This window comes from Gilliamella sp. X-60, assembly GCF_057063585.1.
The window spans coordinates 171915-193796 of sequence record NZ_JBXSQJ010000002.1; the positions used below are offsets into that span (position 1 = coordinate 171915).

The 21882-nt window shown below is 37.2% G+C and carries 21 protein-coding genes; 5 read left to right on the forward strand and 16 right to left on the reverse strand.

The window, feature by feature from the left end:
- Positions 1–102 precede the first annotated feature (102 nt).
- From metC to ACYIAM_RS01985, 4 genes are all read left to right on the forward strand, one after another.
- On the forward strand, positions 103–1320 hold the full coding sequence (gene metC / locus ACYIAM_RS01970; RefSeq protein ID WP_483747050.1) for a cystathionine beta-lyase: 1218 nt from the start codon (positions 103–105) through the stop codon (positions 1318–1320).
- A gap of 32 nt (positions 1321–1352) precedes the next feature.
- Complete coding sequence (tilS, locus tag ACYIAM_RS01975) at positions 1353–2651, forward strand: tRNA lysidine(34) synthetase TilS (RefSeq protein ID WP_483747081.1); 1299 nt, start codon at positions 1353–1355, stop codon at positions 2649–2651.
- Between the two features lie 154 nt (positions 2652–2805).
- A complete protein-coding gene (locus tag ACYIAM_RS01980) occupies positions 2806–3114 on the forward strand; it encodes a hypothetical protein (protein ID WP_174796545.1) in 309 nt (102 codons plus the stop codon).
- A gap of 39 nt (positions 3115–3153) precedes the next feature.
- Positions 3154–4554: an FAD-binding oxidoreductase gene (locus ACYIAM_RS01985; protein WP_483747051.1), complete on the forward strand. Its 1401-nt coding sequence runs from the start codon at positions 3154–3156 to the stop codon at positions 4552–4554.
- Between the two features lie 104 nt (positions 4555–4658).
- On the opposite strand, the gene ACYIAM_RS01990 is transcribed toward ACYIAM_RS01985, so the two are convergent.
- Positions 4659–6848 carry a heavy metal translocating P-type ATPase gene (locus ACYIAM_RS01990; RefSeq protein WP_483747052.1) on the reverse strand — a complete coding sequence of 730 codons (2190 nt, stop codon included), beginning with the start codon at positions 6846–6848 and terminating at the stop codon, positions 4659–4661.
- Positions 6849–6969: 121 nt separating this feature from the next.
- Positions 6970–7773 (reverse strand): inositol-1-monophosphatase, encoded by an 804-nt coding sequence (suhB, locus tag ACYIAM_RS01995; protein ID WP_483747053.1) that lies wholly within the window; start codon positions 7771–7773, stop codon positions 6970–6972.
- A gap of 2126 nt (positions 7774–9899) precedes the next feature.
- Between suhB and ACYIAM_RS02000 the strand changes: the two genes are divergently transcribed.
- Entirely contained in the window at positions 9900–10235 is a 336-nt protein-coding gene (locus tag ACYIAM_RS02000; RefSeq protein ID WP_085248206.1) for a zinc ribbon domain-containing protein YjdM, read from the forward strand.
- A 288-nt stretch (positions 10236–10523) separates the two neighbouring features.
- Here ACYIAM_RS02000 and ACYIAM_RS02005 read toward each other — a convergent pair whose 3' ends face one another.
- The 14 genes from ACYIAM_RS02005 to fliF all read right to left on the reverse strand — a co-directional run bounded on the left by ACYIAM_RS02005 (position 10524) and on the right by fliF (position 21850).
- Entirely contained in the window at positions 10524–10868 is a 345-nt protein-coding gene (locus tag ACYIAM_RS02005; RefSeq protein WP_483747054.1) for a hypothetical protein, read from the reverse strand.
- 176 nt (positions 10869–11044) lie between these two features.
- Positions 11045–11839, reverse strand: coding sequence for a flagellar biosynthetic protein FliR (gene fliR, locus ACYIAM_RS02010; protein ID WP_483747055.1), 795 nt, complete (start codon positions 11837–11839; stop codon positions 11045–11047).
- 5 nt (positions 11840–11844) lie between these two features.
- Positions 11845–12114: a flagellar biosynthesis protein FliQ gene (fliQ, locus tag ACYIAM_RS02015; RefSeq protein WP_174796537.1), complete on the reverse strand. Its 270-nt coding sequence runs from the start codon at positions 12112–12114 to the stop codon at positions 11845–11847.
- Between the two features lie 8 nt (positions 12115–12122).
- Complete coding sequence (fliP, locus tag ACYIAM_RS02020; protein WP_483747056.1) at positions 12123–12860, reverse strand: flagellar type III secretion system pore protein FliP; 738 nt, start codon at positions 12858–12860, stop codon at positions 12123–12125.
- Positions 12861–12866: 6 nt separating this feature from the next.
- Positions 12867–13310: a flagellar biosynthetic protein FliO gene (gene fliO, locus ACYIAM_RS02025; RefSeq protein WP_483747057.1), complete on the reverse strand. Its 444-nt coding sequence runs from the start codon at positions 13308–13310 to the stop codon at positions 12867–12869.
- Positions 13310–13690: a flagellar motor switch protein FliN gene (gene fliN / locus ACYIAM_RS02030; RefSeq protein WP_238786513.1), complete on the reverse strand. Its 381-nt coding sequence runs from the start codon at positions 13688–13690 to the stop codon at positions 13310–13312. The genes fliO and fliN overlap by 1 nt, the downstream gene beginning before the upstream one ends.
- Positions 13683–14732 carry a flagellar motor switch protein FliM gene (fliM, locus tag ACYIAM_RS02035; RefSeq protein WP_483747058.1) on the reverse strand — a complete coding sequence of 350 codons (1050 nt, stop codon included), beginning with the start codon at positions 14730–14732 and terminating at the stop codon, positions 13683–13685. Before fliM ends, fliN begins: the two co-directional genes overlap by 8 nt.
- A 5-nt stretch (positions 14733–14737) precedes the next feature.
- The gene (locus ACYIAM_RS02040) at positions 14738–15205 is read right to left on the reverse strand and encodes a flagellar basal body-associated FliL family protein (protein WP_174796533.1); all 468 of its coding nucleotides are present in this window, start codon (positions 15203–15205) and stop codon (positions 14738–14740) included.
- A 172-nt stretch (positions 15206–15377) separates the two neighbouring features.
- Positions 15378–16562, reverse strand: coding sequence for a flagellar hook-length control protein FliK (locus tag ACYIAM_RS02045; protein WP_483747059.1), 1185 nt, complete (start codon positions 16560–16562; stop codon positions 15378–15380).
- The gene (gene fliJ / locus ACYIAM_RS02050) at positions 16552–17016 is read right to left on the reverse strand and encodes a flagellar export protein FliJ (protein WP_483747060.1); all 465 of its coding nucleotides are present in this window, start codon (positions 17014–17016) and stop codon (positions 16552–16554) included. Before fliJ ends, ACYIAM_RS02045 begins: the two co-directional genes overlap by 11 nt.
- 9 nt (positions 17017–17025) lie before the next feature.
- On the reverse strand, positions 17026–18393 hold the full coding sequence (fliI, locus tag ACYIAM_RS02055; RefSeq protein ID WP_483747061.1) for a flagellar protein export ATPase FliI: 1368 nt from the start codon (positions 18391–18393) through the stop codon (positions 17026–17028).
- Position 18394: 1 nt separating this feature from the next.
- Entirely contained in the window at positions 18395–19159 is a 765-nt protein-coding gene (locus tag ACYIAM_RS02060) for a flagellar assembly protein FliH (protein ID WP_483747062.1), read from the reverse strand.
- Entirely contained in the window at positions 19146–20144 is a 999-nt protein-coding gene (fliG, locus tag ACYIAM_RS02065) for a flagellar motor switch protein FliG (RefSeq protein ID WP_160431216.1), read from the reverse strand. Before fliG ends, ACYIAM_RS02060 begins: the two co-directional genes overlap by 14 nt.
- Positions 20141–21850, reverse strand: a complete 1710-nt coding sequence (fliF, locus tag ACYIAM_RS02070; protein ID WP_483747063.1) for a flagellar basal-body MS-ring/collar protein FliF — start codon at positions 21848–21850, stop codon at positions 20141–20143. Before fliF ends, fliG begins: the two co-directional genes overlap by 4 nt.
- Between the last annotated feature and the right edge of the window lie 32 nt (positions 21851–21882).

Below are 21882 nucleotides of genomic sequence, written 5' to 3' on the forward strand. Positions count from 1 at the left end.
AATAAAATTTATTTTTTACTATTTTAACAGCATGCTATGCTAACTGTTATCAAAATTAATCAAAATACCAACATTAATAAATAGCAGCAAAGGTGTCTTATCATGTCATTACCAACAAAATTAGTTCATGCAGGACGTAAAAAGCGATATACACAAGGTGCGGTTAATTCGGTTATTCAACGTGCATCATCACTGGTTTTTGATTCTATTGAAGCCCAAAAAGAGGCCACAAAAAATCGTGCTAATGGTGCATTATTCTATGGACGTCGTGGTACATTGACCCATTTTGCGCTACAAGATGCGCTGGTTGACATTGAAGGAGGAGCAGGTTGCTATCTCTACCCTTGTGGCGCAGCTGCGATCGCTAATGCCATTTTAGCTTTTGTGAAAACTGGCGATCATATTTTAGTATCAGAAGCCGTTTACGAACCCACTCAAGATTTTTGCCAACACATTTTAAAAGATTTTGGTGTTCAAACCGATTACTTCTCGCCATTAATTGGTCGCTATATCACAAATCATATTAAGCCAAATACTAAAGTCGTGTTTCTTGAATCGCCAAGTTCAATAACCATGGAAGTTCAAGACATACCTGCCATTGTGAAAGCCATTCGCAGTGTTAATCCTGAAATCATCATTATGATAGATAACACATGGAGCGCCGGGATTTTATTTAAAGCGTTAGAGCATGATATTGATATTTCAATACAAGCCGGTACCAAATACCTGATCGGTCATTCGGATGCTATGATAGGTACCGCGGTTGCTAACGAGCGCTGTTGGGAAACTTTGCGCGAACGTTCTTACTTAATGGGACAAATGTGTGATGCGGATACCGCCTATATGGCTGCACGCGGTTTACGCACATTAGCAATAAGATTAAAACAGCATCACGAAAGCGGTTTAAAAGTAGCAAAATGGTTAGCCAGTCACCCAAAAGTAGCGACCGTCAATCACCCTGCATTAGAAAGTTGTAAAGGACACGAATTTTTTAAACGTGACTTTTCGGGCGCAAGTGGCTTATTTTCATTTATACTCAAAGAACGATTAACAGACGTACAATTATCTGAATTTATTGATCATTTAACTTACTTCTCAATGGCCTATTCATGGGGTGGGTTTGAGTCATTAATTTTAGCTAATCAACCCGAAGAACTCGCAAACATTAGACCTGTATCTGGGATAGATTTTGCAGGAACACTTATTCGACTACATATTGGTCTTGAAGATCCTGATGATTTAATTGCCGATCTTGCAGCGGGTTTAGATAGAATCAAACTACATAAAAATAAAGCCAATGCATTACAAAGCTTGGTGTAATTAAATAGAAGATGAATAACCCACACCAAACAATGTTTGATGAAAGCATCAAACAAACAATTATGCATAAAATCACACACCACAAAGCACTACTGGCTGCTTATAGTGGTGGTGTGGATTCAACCGTATTAATGCATGCACTAGTTGCACTCAAACAGCAATTATTACCTGATTTAAAGCTAAAAGCGATCTATATTCACCATGGTTTAAGCAGCAATGCTGACAACTGGGCAATGCATTGCCAAAAACAATGCCAAGCATGGCAAGTGCCGCTGATCATTGAAAAAGTCAAACTCGACCCTAATGCAGGAAATATCGAAGAACAAGCCAGAAATGCACGCTATCAAGCTATCTATCGTCACTTAACAGATGATGAAACTTTATGCACTGCACAACACCTTGATGATCAATGTGAAACGTTCCTTTTAGCATTAAAACGAGGAAGTGGTCCTGCGGGGTTAGCCGCCATGCAACAGGAAAATCAGCGACATCTTCGCCCTTTATTAACAATTTCACGCGCACAAATTGAAGCTTATGCTAATCAGCATCAACTCAACTGGATAGAAGATGAAAGCAACCAAGATGATCGTTATGACCGCAATTTTTTACGCTTAAAGGTCTTACCAATACTGAATCAACGCTGGCCACATTTTTCGCAAATGGTGGCACGCAGTGCTGAATTATGTCAGCAACAAGAAGCGTTAATTAATGAATTATTATTAGCTGATTTTCAACAAATGGTTAGCCAACAAGGACAGCTAAATCTAGCGCCTTTAATGGCGTGTTCAGAATATAAACGCAATGCTGTGTTACGCATGTGGCTGCGTTCCCAACAAATGACTATGCCAAGCCAAAAGCAATTAGCACTCATTTGGCAAACGGTTGTGCTAGCAAAAGAAGATGCCAATCCTAAATTCATACTACATGACAGGCAAATTCGTCGCTATCAAAATCAACTTTATTTATTACCGTTATATCAAGATATTGAACAACAAATCCTTAATTGGAATTTGGCTTTGCCCCTAATTCTTCCTGATAGTATTGGTAAATTACAGGCTAATTATCAAACTGATTTATCTTGCCGTTTACCCCATGCAGATGAACAAGTCACTGTACGATTTCATGCTCAAGGACAATTTCAAATTATCAATCGCCATGGTTCACGATCAATAAAAAAGCTATGGCAAGAACATAATATTCCACCGTGGATGCGTACACGAATCCCGTTAATTTACTATAATGAACAACTGATTTGCGCGGTTGGCGTGTTTGTTACCGAACAAGGAAAAGGCACACAAATCGGTTTTAGCCTCGTGAATAATAGTTTATAGGTTTTATCGATGATGTTTAATATGCAAAACAATCATACACTTAAAAGATTAGCTAAAATAATCATATTTGTTAAAGGCAATATAGCTTAGTTAAATCAACAAAAGCTATTAAGGTTAATATGATTATCAACAAATATCAGGATTTATCACCATTATGCTTCTATCTGATTATCTAAAATCTACAGATATTGAATTAATCCATAATAGGTTAAAAAAACTAGCCATGACAAGCTTAAAGCACATTCTTAATAATAACTACACCGAATTAGAGCTTAATACTAAGCAAGATATCAAAACACTGACTTTTCGTGAAAGTCTAAGTTTGATTTTAACGGGAGGTTATACTGAACCCGTTTTTCAAATGTGCTTAAAAATTTATAAAGATGAAATGTATCTTGGTTATTATCACTATTTGACAACATTAGACCTTACCTTTGTTGATGAATTCTTTGTAATCAGATAGAATCAGTTATTTTATTATAGATCAAGTAGATATTAATTTATGATGAAAAAATTACATTTATTAAGCTGCTGTCTTTGTCTGTTACTACCATTAAAAACGCAAGCAGTTGTTGTCAATGATGTTACAGGTATGACACCAGTACAAGTCGCTGCGATTGTGCAACCAGAATCGACCCAGCAGGTGGCCGAGCTGGTCAAAAATGCCACTGGTCCAATTAGTATCGCTGGAGGAAAATATAGCATGGGTGGACAAACAGCAATAACAGGCGCAATCCAAATAGATACGCAAAAGCTGAACCATGTGATTGATTTTAATCCTGAGCAAAAACGTTTAACCATTGAGACCGGCGCAAGTTGGCGTCAAGTACAAGAACTTATTGATCCCTATAACTTATCGGTAAAAATCATGCAAAGCTATGCCAATTTCAGTATTGGCGGTTCACTGAGTGTGAATGTACACGGTCGTTATATTGGGGAAGGACCCATTATCCTATCTGTCGAACAGTTCAAAATCGTACTTGCCGATGGTTCAGTAGTAATAGCCAGCCCAGAAGAAAATCAGGATATATTTTATGGTGCTATTGGTGGTTATGGTGGCTTAGGCGTTATCACAGAAGTCACATTGCAACTTACTGATAATGTTAAGGTAAAACGTATTAATGAAGTTATGCCAATGACAAAGTATCACTCGTATTTCACTCAGCATATCCGTCCTGATAAAACCGCAATATTTCACAATGCCATAATCTATCCGCCTGATTTTAAAAAAGTCCGTGCAGTCACATTTAAACAAACACAAGAACCACTGACTATTTTGGATAGATTAACACCTAACGATAAATCTTCAAATAATCAACAGGTAAAACTAAAAATCGTCTCTTCATCCACTTTAGGCAAAGAATTACGAAAAGTTCATGATGATGTCGATTATGTAAAACAACCCGTGATGTGGCGTAATTATGAAGCCAGTTATGATGTAGCCAGTTTACAGCCTATTGCTGAAAAAAATAAAAGTTATGCGCTACAAGAATATTTTATACCGGTAGAACGGTTTGATGATTTTTATCCCCAATTAATTGCCATTGTGAAAAAACATCAGGCGAATATCATCAATATTTCTATTCGACATGCAAATCCAGATAGCGGTTCGTTGCTGGCATGGGCCAAAACGGAAGTGTTTGCTTTTGTTATTTATTATCAGCAAACGACCGATGAACACAGTAAAGAGCAGGTAGGGATCTGGACTCGAGAGCTAATCGATGCGGTACTAGCCAATGCTGGCAGTTATTATTTACCCTATCAATTACATGCAACCGCTGAACAGTTTCAGCGCGCATATCCACAAGCAGAGCGTTTTTTTAAACTTAAAGCACGGTTAGATCCAGAAAATAAATTTAGTAATATGCTGTTGGATCGATACCGTCCTAAAACGATTCAGTAACCAAAACAAAAATATAGTTATCTTGGTTATTATTCTATTCAATGACTTTTAATTCTAACCAAAAATAAAGGAGGCTATAAGCCTCCTTGCCAAACCAAACTACACTATCTATTTTCCGATCTTGCTTTCCAACGTTTAAGTAACAACGCATTAGTAACCACACTCACGCTACTTAACGCCATGGCAGCACCAGCTATCATTGGATTTAAAAAACCGAATGCCGCTAGCGGAATACCAATCAAATTATAGAAAAATGCCCAAAATAGATTTTGTTTAATTTTATGATAAGTTCGGCGCGAAATATCAATTGCATCAGCAATTAAAAACAGATTACCACGCATGAGAGTAATACTTGCTGCATGCATAGCCACATCAGTGCCCGTGCCCATGGCTATACCAATATCCGCAGCAGCCAATGCTGGCGCATCATTAATCCCATCCCCCACCATTGCCACTCGATTATGGCTATCAACATGACTTTCTTTTTGTAATTGATAAATATAATTGGCTTTATCTTGCGGTAATACTTCAGCAATGACTTTATCCAAGCCTAACTGCTGCCCAACGTAATTCGCCGCTTTCTGGTTATCTCCGGTTAACATAACGTTTTTTACATTTAACTGATGCAATGCTTCAATGGCATTTTTTGCTTCTTGCTTGATTACATCAGCAAAACCAAATAGCGCTAATATCACCACATTCCCTTCTAATTGCTGCTTAGCTAAAAATGAAATGGTGTAACCTTTACTGGCTAACTCATTAATCTTATCGTCCATACCAACAAAATAGGCATTTAATGATTTCATCCATCGCAAGCTACCTAAATAATACTGCGTATTATCAACAGCTGCCATCACCCCCGATCCTGCTACCGAGGTAATATTTTGAGCATAACCATACTCTTTAGCCTTACTTAAAATGGCTTTGGCAAGTGGATGCTCACTACCAGCTTGTAATGATGCGGCGAGCGATAAAATTTGATCGGGCGTCTCACTGCCTATAATATCCATTTCAACCAATTCAGGCTTACCGATGGTGAGTGTACCGGTTTTATCAAATGCGACCGTATTAACATTGTGCAACGTTTCTAACGCTTCGGCATCTTTAATTAAAATACCATGGCGAGCAGCCACCCCAGTCCCCACCATAATCGCGGTTGGTGTTGCCAAGCCTAACGCACATGGGCAAGCAATCACTAACACCGCAACCGCATAAAGTAATGCTTGCTGCCAATTATGCAATATCATTCCCCAAGCCAATAACGTAACTAGTGCAATCAATAAAATCACCGGCACAAAAATCGCACTAATGCGATCAACAATTCGTTGAATCGGTGCTTTCTTGGCCTGAGCCGATTCAACCATTGCAATGATTTTGGATAACGTAGAATCGGCCTGAATAGCTGTGGTTTTAACAAGCAGTAGGCCTTCACCATTAATCGTACCACCAGTCACCACATCGTTAACCGATTTATTTACAGGCAAGCTCTCACCGGTTAACATTGACTCATCGCTACTTGATGCGCCTTCAATCACAATACCATCAACAGCAATACGCTCACCGGGCTTAACAATAACAATATCCCCCACATTAACTTGGCTAATGGGTAAACTCACTTCTTGATCACCTTGCTTAACTAACGCAACATCAGGCCGTAGCGCCCCAAGCGCTGCAATTGCTTGGGTGGTTTGATGTTTAGCGCTTGATTCTAGCCATTTACCGATCAAAATTAAGGTAATAATAATAACTGACGATTCAAAATAAAGATGTTCACCATTGCCAGTCATCACCTGATAAACCGATAATCCATACGCAGCACTTGTGCCGATAGCAACCAATAAATCCATATTGCCAGCCCCAGCTTTAACCGCACTAAAGCCACTTCGATAAAATTTAGCCCCCAAGCCAAATTGTACAACCGATGCAATCCCCCATTGCAACCAAGCAGGCATCATCCAATTTATCCCAAACGGCGCTAATAACATAGGCAACACAAAAGGCATAGCTAGTATTACAGCAGTAACAATAGTCCAGTTAGCTAATTGTTTTTTCGATTTTTTTTGATCACCTGCTGACTCAGTAATTTTAACCGCATGATAACCCGCTTTATCAACCGCAGACATCAATGTTTCGAGCTTTACATGTGCATCAGCATCAACCGTTGCTTTTTCAGTTGCGAGATTAACGCTAACATCAATCACACCATCGACTTTTTTAAGTGCTTTTTCAACGCGCCCAACACAAGATGCGCAGCTCATATCTTCAACAATAAAATGATACTGAACCGTTTTCATGATATATACCCTATATGGTTTATGCAGTTTAAAGTTAGTATATACTGAATATTAGAGGTTATGCACAAAAATAAAGCGATGATCACAGGGCTTATAAAACCCTGTGAAAAAAGAAAGGAAATTAGTTACGTAATTTTTCTGGCCAATCGTTTTGGGTAGAAACTAATAAATCTTTTACAACTCTAGGATTACCAGCCACAACATTGCCCGAAACCATATAATTATTACCACCAGCAAAATCGGTAATAACACCACCAGCCTCACGCAAAATCAGCTCACCAGCAGCGATATCCCATGGCTTTAAGCCAATTTCAAAAAAGCCATCTAAACGACCTGCGGCAACATAAGCCAAATCTAAAGCGGCCGAACCTGCGCGACGAAAATCGCCACACTTAACAAACAACTTTTGCAAAACGGCAAAATAGCTGTCGCTGTATTGTTTAGCTTTAAACGGGAAAGCTGTTGCCAGTACGCTGCCATCTAAATCTTTGGCATTACTCACTCGAATACGGTAACCATTAAGTTGAGCACCTTTACCACGAGCAGCTGTAAACAGCTCATTACTCATTGGATTATAAACCACGGCAATTTCGGTTTTCCCTTTAACTCGCGCCGCAATTGATACAGCAAAATGAGGGATATTTTTGATAAAGTTAGTCGTACCATCAATCGGATCGATTATCCACTGTGTATCGGCATCATTACCTTTAGCAAGCCCACTTTCTTCGGCAATAATAGTATGGTCGGGATAGGCTTTTTTGATTGTCTCAATAATCAAAGCTTCAGCCGCACGATCTGCATTAGTGGCAAAATCATTAGCGCCTTTGGCTTCGATTTCGATTGAACTAGGATTTTCATAAGCCTTAATGGCCACATTGCCTGCTTTACGAGCAGCGCGAATAGCAATATTCAGCATCGGATGCATAATTTTCTTCCAATTGATGATGTTAAAGAACGGATTGATTTAGTAAGACTGATTCAGAGATACTAAAAATTACCGCATAGTATAAAGGTTTTGCTACTTTATTGCCAGAGTGTGTTGGAATTGATAGGTAAAATAGTTTTGGCTGGGCTGTTAGTAAAAGCCATGGAAACTTGGGGGATTATGGTCAAAAAACAGCACAAAATAGAACATTCCATTTATAACACCGAAAGACCGCATAAAGCATTAAATAATATGACATCCATTGAATATAAAATACTAAAAAAGCAGCGCCATTTTCTACATCAGTTGTATGCTCACTATGAGGTATTTACATCACTTTATAGGTTATATTTTTTGTAAAAAATATTCAGGATTCTATACCGTTTCGTGATTAATTGAAGCTTCGCAGTCACTATTCGTTAAAACATGTGATCAGCATCGTATCAATCAACAATTCACAAAACCACCTAGCTCAAACAACTGAGAAAGCTGAAAACGATAGGGACTTTCATGAATTTTAGACTGTATTTTTGTAAAAAATATTCAGGATTCTATACCGTTTCGTGATGAGTCGAAGCTTAGCTGTCATTATTCGTTAAAACCTGCGATCAGCATCGTATCAATCAAAAATTCACAAAACCGCCTAGCTCAAACAACTGAGAAAGCGAAAACGATAGGGATTTTCATGAATTTTAGACTGTATTTTTGTAAAAAATATTCAGGATTCTATACCGTTTCGTGATGAGTCGAAGCTTAGCAGTCACTATTCATTAAAACCTGCGATCAGCATCGTATCAATCAAGAATTCACAAAACCGTCTAGCTCAAACAACTGAGAAAGCCGAAAACGATAGAGACTTTCATGAATTTTAGACTGTATTTTTGTAAAAAATATTCAGGATTCTATACCGTTTCGTGATGAGTCAAAGCTTAGCAGTCACTATTCGTTAAAACCTGCGATCAGCATCGTATCAATCAAAAATTCACAAAACCGCCTAGCTCAAACAACGGGGAAAGCCGAAAGCGATAGAGACTTTCATGAATTTTAGACTGTATTTTTGTAAAAAAATATTCAGGATTGTATACCGTTTCATGATGAGTCGAAGCTTAGCTGTCATTATTCGTTAAAACCTGCGATCAGCATCGTATCAATCAAAAATTCACAAAACCGCCTAGCTCAAACAACTGAGAAAGCTGAAAACGATAGGGATTTTCATGAATTTTAGACTGTATTTTTGTAAAAAATATTCAGGATTCTATACCGTTTCGTGATTAATGGAAGCTTCGCAGTCACTATTCGTTAAAACATGCGATCAGCATCGTATCAATCAAAAATGTACAAAACCGCCTAACTCAAACAACGGGGAAAGCCGAAAACGATAGGGACTTAAATAAAGACGGGTTGTTTACTTTTAAACTGTATTTTTTGTAAAAAATATTCAGGATTCTATACCGTTTCACAATTAGTCGAAGCTTCGCTGTAACTATTCGTTAATACATGCGATCAGTATCGTATCAATCAGAAATTCACAAAACCGCCTAGCTCAAACAACGGGGAAAGCCGAAAACGATAGGGACTTTCATGAATTTTAGACTGTATTTTTGTAAAAAATATTCAGGATTCTATACCGTTTCATAATTAGTCGAAGCTTCGCTGTAACTATTCGTTAAAACATGCGATCAGCATCGTATCAATTAGAAATTTACAAAACCGCCTAGCTCAAACATCGGGGAAAGCCGAAAACGATAGGCGATTGAATGAAGATGCAGCATAATCAGTAAATAGTCAGCGATGCAAAAGAAAGAAAACAAAAACTTAAAATTTTTATTAAATTTTATCATATAGTTAAACTGAATAAAGCGATTCCTAACAAAACGCCTAGGCATTTTTAGTGGGTTATTTTAATCATGAAATGTAAATGACCAGATATTTTCTTATAATTTATTCATATTCAGCGGTGAATTAATTATTAACTTTTACAAACAACATCATTAATACCTGCTATATTTTCATCACCACTATTTTTGAGAATCTGACAGTAATCAAATAGACAACATCCATGACTTAATAGCATTTTTTTGCTATAGTAAATGCCATTTTTATTTAATCTGGAAGAATTGTAAACTATGGAATCTATCCCTAATTGCCCTGTTTGCCAATCTGAACATACGTATCATGATGGTTCGTTTTATGTTTGCCCTGAATGTGCCCACGAATGGGATCCCAACGAAGAGGTATCTTCTGATGCTGGATTACAAGTAAAAGATAGTAATGGTAACTTACTTGCTGACGGCGATGATATTATTTTGATTAAAGATTTGAAATTAAAAGGCTCTTCAACAGTACTTAAAAAAGGGGCTAAAGCCAAAGGTATCCGTTTAGTCGAAGGGGATCACGAAATCGATTGCAAAATTGACGGCATGAAAATTATGCTTAAAGCTTGCTTTGTTAAAAAGGCTTAATCAAAAATTTTTATTAAAAAGCCTAATTAAAAGACGCAATTAATGCTGATTTTATCAGCATTAAGATGCTTAGTTTTAGATATTGCTTAATATGCTTTATCACACAATAAAAACATTCACATAGAACATTGATTTTTCATTTAACTGTTTTTGTTTATTTATCACTAAATCAATACGTTAAAATATAAACTTCGATAAATAGCCACAAAAAACAAGCACAAATTACATCATACTTTGCAACCATTTTCTGCAATTAGCGAGCTGAAATAACAATATTGTTTGATTTGATTATTGATGGCGTTGAATAAAGAGTGCTTCGTGAGCCCGACCTAATAGCAATCTTTCATATACGTTATCAGTCTGTTCTATTATATGGTCTAATTGCTCCTCGGCATCATCAGGCAGTGGATAAGTGTTAATAAGCTTTCGGACTTTATTATTAAGCATATTAAAATGAGCCCTTGAACATAATGCTTCTTCAAATGCTATATAGAAAAATGCAATAACTCGAGACCTCATTTCAAGATCAGTTTCATCTTTGAGTAAAGCCTTAAGTTGCTCAAAAGGTTCTGCGCAATCAGGAAGTGAAGCGAGTCTTTCTGCCTGCTTTATTAATTCTTGTTCTTTGCTCATAGTTAATTGCTTATCCATCATCATTGAGCAAGTAAATAATTAGAATAATAAACAAGACTTGCTTTCGGTTGCTTAGTTTATCATTGTTTATTTTCCAAATAAATTCTCGTTCAACGATAATTTAGTTAGTATTAAGCATCTAATATTAATTTAATAAAATTTTTTGATCGCAAGTATCACTGAGTTAAATACCACAATAGGGTAGCAATGCGTTCAAATACTTGTTCAAAAATAAATTCTGCAAACGTGGGCAGCGTCGTAATTAGGTAAGTTAGCATGACTAGCCCTAATAATAGTGTTGCTGGATAGCCAACCACAAATATCGATAATTGTGGTGTCATTCTATTAAGTAATCCCAATGATATGTTAATGATTAACAGTAAAGTCATTAAGGGGAGTGCTAGCATAATACCATTAATAAATAATAGTTTACTAGCATCAATGAGTGCTAAGTATCCGTTTGCTTGTAATGGCATCACGGCAATTGGAATGATTTCAAAACTATTTGCGATGCCATATAAAAGCCATAAATGGCCATCCAAACTCAAAAATATTAATAGCGCAATAATGTTAATTAAGCGTGATAATACTGATGTGGATGGGCCGCCAATAGGGTCAAAGAAAGTTGCCATGCCCAGCCCCATTTGCATACCAATTAATTCGCCTGAAAATCGTACCGTCATAAATGCCAACTGCATGGTAAAACCAATTAGCGCACCAATCATTATTTGCTGCGCGATAATCCATATTCCTATCAAAGAGTATATTTTGATATTGTCATCAAGATGAGGAAGTGGCAGTACAATCGCAATCAGTAGCGCCAAGCTAATTTTAACGCGATTGGGGATTTCTTTTTCGCCAAAAATCGGCGCCACCCTAATCATCGCTAAAATACGAACAAAGGGAAAAAAGCAGTCCTTAGCCCAAGAAAAGAGATCAATATTAAATATAGTATTACTGTTAAAATCCATCTAATTTAACGAGTTAAGTTAGGAATATCGGTGATAACGGTTTGAATATAATCAATCATCAATGATAACATTGAGGGTCCCAAAATAATTAATACTGCGATCACCGCCAAAATTTTGGGAATAAATGATAATGTCATTTCGTTAATTTGCGTTGCCGCTTGTAATAAGCTAATGATTAATCCTGTTACTAATGCCACTAACAGTAATGGCCCTGCCAGTGATCCAGCAACTTTTATGGCTTGCGTTGCTAAGGTGCTAATATATTCAGGTGACATGGTGCAACTCAACTAAAAAAGCTTTGTGCCAGCGAACCGAGTAATAAGTGCCAACCATCGGCCAATACAAATAACATTAATTTAAATGGCAGTGATACCGTTGCTGGTGGCACCATCATCATCCCTAATGCCATAAGTGTGCTGGCGACCACGAGGTCAATGACTAAAAAAGGAATAAAAATGGTAAAACCGATTTGAAATGCTGTTTTTAATTCACTCACCACAAAAGCGGGAACCAACACTTTTAGAGGGATGTCTTCGCGTGTTTGAATATCGTTTTGATGAGACATGTTAACAAATAACGCTAGGTCGTTTTCTCGCGTTTGGGTAAGCATAAATTCTTTTAACGGTTTTGTTGCTTTGGTTAAACCTTCTTGCATGGTGATTTGATGTTGCGAATAGGGCACATAAGCGTCTTGATAAATGTTATCAATCACCGGCGACATAATAAAAAAGGTCATAAACAGTGCAATCCCTAAAATAACTTGATTAGGGGGCGCGGATTGCGTACCAAGGGCATTACGTAACAGACCTAACACAATGATGATGCGTGTAAAGCTGGTCATCAAAAGTAATATTGCGGGTATAAAAGTGAGTAAGGTCAAAAAGACTAATGTCTCAACGGGTAATGACCAATTTTGACCACCGCTCAAGGGCTGGTTCATGGCGGATAATGCAGGAATTTCAGCATGGCTCGATAGGCTAAACAACAATAAGCTTAGCAAAATAGTTAAATTTAACCGCACTTGTTGTTACTCCTTTTTCGCTTTTAAAGCGGATTGTAATATCTGCTGAAAGGTGTGATTTTTCGTCAGATTTTTCTCTGCCACATTTTGCGCAAGTAACTTTTTGCTGCGTTGTTCATCGATGGTATGTAATAATGTCATTTGTTGAGAAGTTACACCTACCACTAATAGTTGGTTATCAACATGAACCACCATAATACGTTCTTTAGGCGTAATACTGTATGTGGCTTTGACATCAATCCATTGGTCGGCTTTTTTTTTCCAACCCATTCGTTTAGCAAGCCATGCTAACAATAAAATACAACCAATGACCACAATCAGCATTAATCCCATTGATGATCCAACTTCGGTGTAAATATTGGCCTGAGAAGATGGCACCAATAAGGTATTGGTGTTGGTGTTGGCAGTTGGAACCACTGGTTGTGCCAAATTTGTCTGCTTTATTGCCATTAACGACTCAATCTTCGTACACGCTCTGATGGGGTAATAATATCGGTGATGCGCACACCATAGTTATCGCCAACCACCACAATTTCACCTTGGGCAATTAAATAACCATTAATTAATATATCCAATGGTTCTCCGGCAAGTCCATCTAATGCAATTACCGATCCTTGAGTTAGGTTTAACAGATCTTTAATGGCGATTTTGGTTCGGCCAAGCTCGACACTTAGTTCTACAGGAATATCTAATATAAGATTAATATCTTGCTTTTTGTCTTCCGTGTGTTGCGGAGATAGTGTTTCAAAAATCGCTTCTTTCGTGATGAGCTCGTCACTTGCTACTGTTGTTTTTTGGTTTTCGTCGTGATTTGGTTTGGTGTCAGTCATTGAACACTCCCTCATTCAATTGTTCTATCACAGGATTAATCACCTGTTCTACTTGAATTGCATATTGTTTATTTACTTTACCGTAATGGCCTTTTAATACTGGTACGCCACCGACTGTTACATCTAAACTTGTTGGTTTATCGATCACTAAAATATCATCCACTTTTAAGGCTAACAGTTTGTTAACGGTTGTGTGAATATGGGTAAAGTTAGCGACTAATTCGACGGTTGATTGTTTGATTCCAGTCGTTAATGAACTCATCCAAACATTATCATCTTGATAAGTCTGTGGCTCGACAGGCGGTTTTATTAGCAACTCTTTGATTGGCTCGACCATAGAATAAGGAATACAAACACAAAAGGTTGCTTTACTATGCCCCACTTCAACTTTAAAGTTTGTTGTTAACACAATATCATCAGGTGAACTGGTAATATTGGTAAATTTACTTTGCATTTCAGATCGAATATATTCGGCTTCAATCGGGTAGACATCAGCCCATGAATTTTGATAAATAACTAATGCTAACTCTAGTACTCGTTTAATGATCTGTTGTTCGGTATGGGTAAATTCACGCCCTTCTGTTTCTATTTGAGTTGTATGTCCATCACCACCAAATAACGAATCGACAATAATAAAAACTAATTCAGGTGAAAATGAAAATAAACTTGAACCTCTTAGTGGGTTAAGATGCACTAAATTTAAATGGTTTGCCGATGAAATATCAGAAAACTCTTTGAACGTATGAGGCTCAACGGGTGAAGCCACCACATCAGTATTGCGACGTAATCGGTTGAATAAACCAATTCGAAATTGACGGGCAAAACGTTCATTTATAATTTCTAACGCAGTTAAACGCTCAGGAATAAAGCGATGTTTGACCGATAGATCATAGGGTTTAACGTCGGCTTTTTTCCCAGAAGGTAACGAGACAACGCAAGCACCAGTATTGTCATCATCTTCAGCTATCACAAAACTTTCAGATTGTTGTGCTACGTCATCCTTTTCATTTATATCTGTTGTGGCTTCGATCTTATCGGGCATAATAATCACCGTATAATAAAATCAGTAAATAGAACTTCATCAATCTTTACCGAATGTTTTGCATCATATTTTCGCGATAACGTATTTTTAATTTGTTCTTGTAAATTGATTTTCCCTGATTCTTGCTTTAGTTGATTAATATACTGTTTTGACGTTAAAAGCAGCACATCACTTCTCACTTCTGGCAAATAATCTAATAGCACCGTTTTTTGATCTTCATTCGCCACACGTAAAACGATACCAATATAAAGAATTTTGTTGATATCGATATTTTCTTCTGAAACAGGTAATGAAATCGTAAATGGTTTTAATGTTAAAAATACAGGCGACAAGATTTCGGGTTCTTCTGGCTCTGTATGGGTGTTTGGTGAATGGTTTTGAAACCATAAATAAGCCGCAAAGCTTATCGCTGATAGCGTAATCAGAGTAAGGATTAAATTTAAAACACTGACTTTTTTTGAGGCTGTAGGCATATTTATTCTTGTCTCTATAAAATTTAAAAAGATCTCTAATCCATTAGCTGGACATGGTTACAAGAATAATAAAGCATATTTTTAAAATCGATTTGAAGAATAGGCAATAAAACATTACCTATTTATGCGCTTCAAATTATTTACATCTAAAATTAAAAAATAATGTCAATCGTTAAGCAAATATGCTAAGACCAGAGTTGTGCGAACGATTTTCAACGATGATTTGCTCAACACCAGCATCGGTCGCATCAAGCGTTTGCACGGTCGGTAACGGGTTATTTTTTGTTTGTTGATGCATATCGGATTGCTGTGAATCGTTCATCATCGAAAAGTCACCAATATTGGCTTGCTCTAGCATAATGCCTTGATCTTCCAATGATGTTCTTAAAAAAGGTAATGCTGATTCTAACATACCTTTAACAACACTATGCGCAGCCATCATATGAAGATTCATCTTATCGTCATTCATGGCAAGTTTAATATGCAATGATCCTAACTCTTGTGGATGTAATTTGATGTCGGCAGTTTGAATACCTTGACGATTAAACATAATAATTTGTTCAGTTAATGAAGTTTGCCATTGCGCTAGATTCACTGGCGTTGATAAATTGATTGTAGCTGATGTGGCGGTGGCATTAGATGGCGATAATAAGGAACTTAATCCATTTGCATTAGTCGTCAACGAGAATTCTTGATTAGTATGCACTGCCACATCTTTATCATATTGATTTGCTATAAATTGAGTTTGAGCTGTCGCTAATTTTTGCATAATATCATTAGCATTTTGCGTATTATTTGTTTGGTTAACATACAAATTATTAAGACCGCCTTTAATGCTGGTCGCTTTTTTATGAGCAACGTCAAGCTTTATCCCCTTGTTATCGTTCGTTAACGACGCTACATCTGTTTGTGGTGTTACTTTATTAATTAAATCTTCACTGTCATAGATAGAGGTAAGTAACTGCGTTGCCTGCTCATTTTCCCATGTTTCTGACGATGAATGATCAAATAAATTAGTATTTAGATTATTTGTTCTCAATGCATTGAAATGAGTTGTTATATCACCATTTTGTGCTGTACTTACAAGGGCATGTTTTTCTTGCTCAAAATCCTGTATATTAATGGGATAAATAGACATCATTAATACCTCGTCTTTAAGGTCATTATCTTCGTGCTCATCTTCGGTCACATTTGACTTGGCATTAACTGATTTTTCCCCCTGCTCTGCTTGATTTTCGCTTAGCCGCAATAGTTGTTGTTGAAAGCAATCATTATCATCAGCCATTACGTCCGTTTCAACACTCTTTGATTGATGAGAAGTGGTCATGTTCAAATCATTAATAAGATTAATATTCATTTAATGCTCTCCTTGCTAGTTGTAACTGTGCAAATTCATCTGTCAGTTTTTGTTGTAAACGATTTTGTTGTTGTTGCTGTTTTTTATATTGCTTGTCTAATAGTGTCGTATAGGTATTTAAGCTTTTTTGCGATTGATTAAGTTGATTGGTGATTTGCTTTTGCTTAATATCCAACGTTAACAATACTTTTTGCTGTTGCGCAATGCCTTGCTCAATAGTTGAAATAAAGGCGTTAAAATTACTCAGTTCACCGCCTTTAATACCACGAGATAAAGCGTTATTTAATTTTTGTTGATACTCGGCATAATAGTCATTTAATACATGCAGTTGTGATTGTGCATGGCGGTGGTTTTCATGCGCTTTTTTTAACTTAAGTAACGTCTCATCGACCGATTTTTTTGCTAGTTTTTTTAATGTTAAAAACGCAAATTGCCCAGAATTTTTATTTGCCATTACTCTTCCCTAACTTGTTGATTCGACAATACTCACTAATTGTTGATAAGCATCTTGATAGCTACAATGTTCATTAATACCTTGTTGTAAAAATTTTTGCATGGTAGGAAACAATACTATTGCCTTATCTAATAAAGGATCAGTACCTGTTACATAAGCCCCTACATTGATCAAATCGCGATTGCGTTGAAAGCTTGAAAACAGTTGTTTAAATAATCGGGATTTTTTTTCATCTTCAGGTGCAGTAAGATCAGTCATCACCCGACTGATTGAAGCTTCAATATCAATAGCTGGGTAATGTCCTGACTCAGCAAGCGATCGAGATAAAACAATATGCCCATCTAAAATCGCTCTGGCCGAATCGGCAATCGGATCTTGTTGATCATCACCTTCCGTCAATACCGTATAAAATGCCGTAATGGAGCCTTTTCCGTTTTCATCATTACCAGCTCTTTCAACTAATGCCGGTAATTTGGCAAAGACTGAAGGGGGATAGCCTTTTGTTGCAGGCGGTTCTCCTATCGCTAAAGCAATTTCTCGTTGTGCCATTGCGTAACGTGTTAACGAGTCCATAATAAGTAAAACGTTAACCCCTTTATCGCGAAAGTTTTCGGCAATTTTTGTTGCGTATGCAGCTCCTTGTAAGCGCAATAATGGTGATACATCGGCAGGAGCGGCTATAACAACTGCTCGAGCTAATCCTTCTTCGCCTAAAATATTTTCGATAAAATCTTTAACTTCACGCCCTCGTTCGCCAATCAGACCAACAACAATAATATCCGCTTGTGTGTAACGCGCCATCATACCAAGTAAGACACTTTTGCCAACCCCGGATCCTGCAAATAAGCCCATGCGTTGCCCTTTACCAACCGTGAGTAACGCATTAATGGCTCTGACACCAACATCAAGTACTTGATGAACAGGGGTGCGTTGTAATGGGTTAATCGCTTTATGAGATAATCCTTCAAACTCAACCTGCTCAGGTAACGGTTTACCATCTAAAGGTTTCCCCATAGCATCAACTACTCGACCTAATAAAGCCATTCCCATTGGTAAGACTTTATGACTAAAGTGTGTTAGATTATATTGCTTAGTATAGACGCGTGCGCCTAATAAAATACCGTCCGTTGATTCAAACGGCATTAAGTAAAGTGTTTTATCATTAAAGCCAACTACCTCACACTCAACAGGCTCAGTTTGACCATTGGTTTGTCGTTCAACTAGGCAGTTAGATCCCAAAGGTAATTTTAATCCAACAGCTTCAAGCACCAATCCCGATGCTTTAACTAAGCGTCCGTATTGGCGAATTAACGATAGCGATTGTAGTTGTTGGGTTGCTTGGTCAATTTTACTTAGCCATTGTGAAGAATATTTCACGTTAATAATCATCCTCTTTTAGGCTATCAGATATTATTTGCCAATGGTGATTGATATTGGTATCAATTTCATTAGTATCGGTTAAAATTTTGCAGCCACCGATTTCAATATTAGCATCGGCAATTAATTGCCATTGATATTGCTGATTTTCGTCATGAAACAGGGGTTCTAACCATTGCAAATCAGTAGGATTAAGATGTAACGATATCGGTTCTGATAAAATTGGACACTGCTCAACTAACGTTTGTATGCTATGGCTTAACTGCTTTTGTTTTACTTTAGCAATACTACCTACTGTTTTTTGAGCTGCGATTAATGCTAAATCAAGCAATTTAGGCACAATTAACTCATCAATATCATTAATTGATTGCTGAAAATTACTGACTAACTCGGTTATAGCATGAGCTGTTTTGCGCTTTTCTTCATTAAGCTCCTGCTCAATTTGTTCACGTCCTTCTTGTTGCCCAAGGCGATATCCCTGTTCATAGCCCGCTTGTTTACCTTCCTCAAAACCTTCAGATCGACCTAAATTAAATCCTTCTTGGTAGGCTTGTGCTTCAACCTGCTGTTTTAACTGCTCTAGCGTTTGTTCGATCTCGTTAGGCTTAATGGGTTCATGCTCAAAATCAGGAGCAGACGTTGGTTCACTAACCTCTAGTTGCTCAATCTCATTGCTTTTGCTTAATTCTGATAGCTTAGATGATGCTAAATCGCGAAAGCTTAGTGGTTCCCAATTTAATCTATCGGGCTGATTATACATATTCATCATCACCGCTAGTTAGAATCATTTCACCGCTTTCAGCTAATCGACGAGCAATAGCCAGAATTTTCTTCTGTTCTGTTTCTACTTGAGATAAACGTACAGGTGGTCTATTTTCTAAATCTTCACGTAAAATAGAGGCTGCACGCTGTGACATATTACTCAATAGTTTGTCACGTAATTCAACTGATGCCCCTTTCAATGCAATGATCAATACTTCATTATCAACTTCTTTAAGTAAGCGTTGGATACTTCTATCATCAACTTCAACCAGATTTTCAAACAAGAACATTTCATCAATAATTTTTTGCGTTAACTCTCCATCGTAATCACGCAATGCATTAATAACCTGCTCTTCTTGCTGTGTTTTCATTAAGTTAATAATTTCTGCCGCAGTACGTACTCCACCAAGATTATTCAGTTTAATATTTTGACCATGTAATAATGTCGATAATGAGGATGAGAGTAATTGCAGAGCGGAAGGCTCAACCCCACCAAAAGTCGCAATACGTAACATAACATCGTTACGCAATTCATCATCAAACAGATTTAAAATTTCTGCTGCTAAATCACGGTTTAGATGAACTAAAATAGTTGCAATGATTTGTGGATGCTCTTTTTTGACCAGATCAACTGCTCTTGTTGCATCAACATAGTTAAGCATTTCAAGACCATCGGTTGCTTCTTCTTGATCAGTAGATAATAGTTCATCAAGTAAACGTTCAGCTTTTTCAGCACCCAATGATCGCCCTAATATTGAACGTAAATAGCCATTTGGATCGGTATTTAAAACTGCACACTCTTCAAGAGCCACTTGGCATTCGTTAAGTATGCCTTTCAATTGTTCCTGAGACAACTGAGGTAACGACATCATAGCGCTACTAATTTGTTGCACCTCTTTTTGACTAAGATGCTGCATGACTTGTGCGGCAAGCCCTTCACCTAACACCATTAAAATCGCAGCCACTTTTTGAGATTCACTTAAAATCATTGTTTAGCGTCCTCTTTATTGATCCAACTACGAATAATTAATGCCATGACACGAGGTTCTTTCTCAACTATTTTGCGTATGTGCTGTTGTTGTTGCATATTATCTTCAAATATTTTGTGCTGTTGTTTACTGTGTGCTTTATAATCTAACTTTTCTTCTACCGTTGATTTAGGATTCAATGATTCCTCTTTTCCGGTCAAGAATTGACGTTGTAATTTCAACCATAATGAACGTAATACCTTGCGCCACATAATCCAGAAAATAAGAATATAAATAAGATATTTAAATCCTGTTTTGACAGAATCATAAAATTCATTGGTTTGCCAAAATGCGATATTGTCATTATCATCAAGTACTTGATCGGTAAATTTCAAATTCGCAACAGTTAATGTATCGCCACGTAAATCAGAAAAGCCCATTGCCTGACGCGCGAGTGCTTCAATATTTTGAAGTTCATCATTATCTAGCTTGACCCATTGTTCTGTTATAGAAGGTGACGGGCTGTCATCTTCTTCAGATTTAGCATTGTCTGACTCAGCTGTAACAAATTTATAATTAACCAAAACAGCAACCGATAAACGTTTAATCCGACCTTCAGGTATTTGACTGCGTATCACTTGTCTATTGACTTCAAAATTAACGGTATTATTTGATTGTAAGTTATAAGATGCTTGTTTATCGTTTTTTTCAGGCGATTCATCTTTTTCATCAATCGGTGCGCTAGATGTCGGTACAGGTTGATTCGATAATGCCCCAGGCACCCCACCTATAGCATAACTTTTAGCGGATTGGCGATTTTCGACTTGTTGCTTACTGCGAATAGTTTGATTGGCAATATCGCTATTTGGATCATAAGTTTCTGAAGTCGATTCTTGTCGGCTAAAATCAACATCGGCATTAACTTGTACCTTAACATTCTGTTTACCCAAAATTGGGATAATGATTTTTTCTACTCGCTCACGAACACTATTTTCAATTCGCTCACTAAATTCGAGTTGAGCCACATTGGTATTTCTATCTCGGTAGCCTTCTCCGGTTAATAGGTGACCATGCTGATCAATAATGGTCACTTTATCTGCATGTAATTCTGGCACACTACTTGAAATTAAATGGATAATGGCATCGATTTGGCCTTGTGATAATGAGCGACCAGGTAATAACGTTAATGCCACCGATGCTGAAGGGGATTTTCTTTCCCTGACAAATAAAGATGGCTTAGGCATTGCCAAGTGCACTCTGGCATCATTAATACTACTGATGATGGATATGGTTCGAGATAATTCCCCTTCTAAAGCCCGCTGATAATTGATTTGTTCATTGAATTGGCTCATACCAAAACTTTCTTTATCGAGCAATTCAAAACCAACAGATCCACCTTTAGGTAAACCTTGTTGTGCAATACGTAATCGGGTATCGTAAACTTTATCTTGTGGAATTAAAATAGTGGAGCCAGAAGATGAAAATTGATAAGGAATATTCATCTTATCAAGCTGGCTAATAATTTCGCCACCATCTTTATCATTTAAATTACTAAACAAAACACTATAAGATTCATCTTTAGCCCATAAATAGATGAAACTAATAATCGCTATCGTAATGACACCGGCAATTAACAATGCCATTTTGGTGTTTTGTTTTAGTTGATTGACAAAAGGCAACTTATTTAAGATTGATTCACCTTTATTATTGACTGCTTCGCTAGCCATAGCATCCTGACTCTAAACTATTTAGATTAACT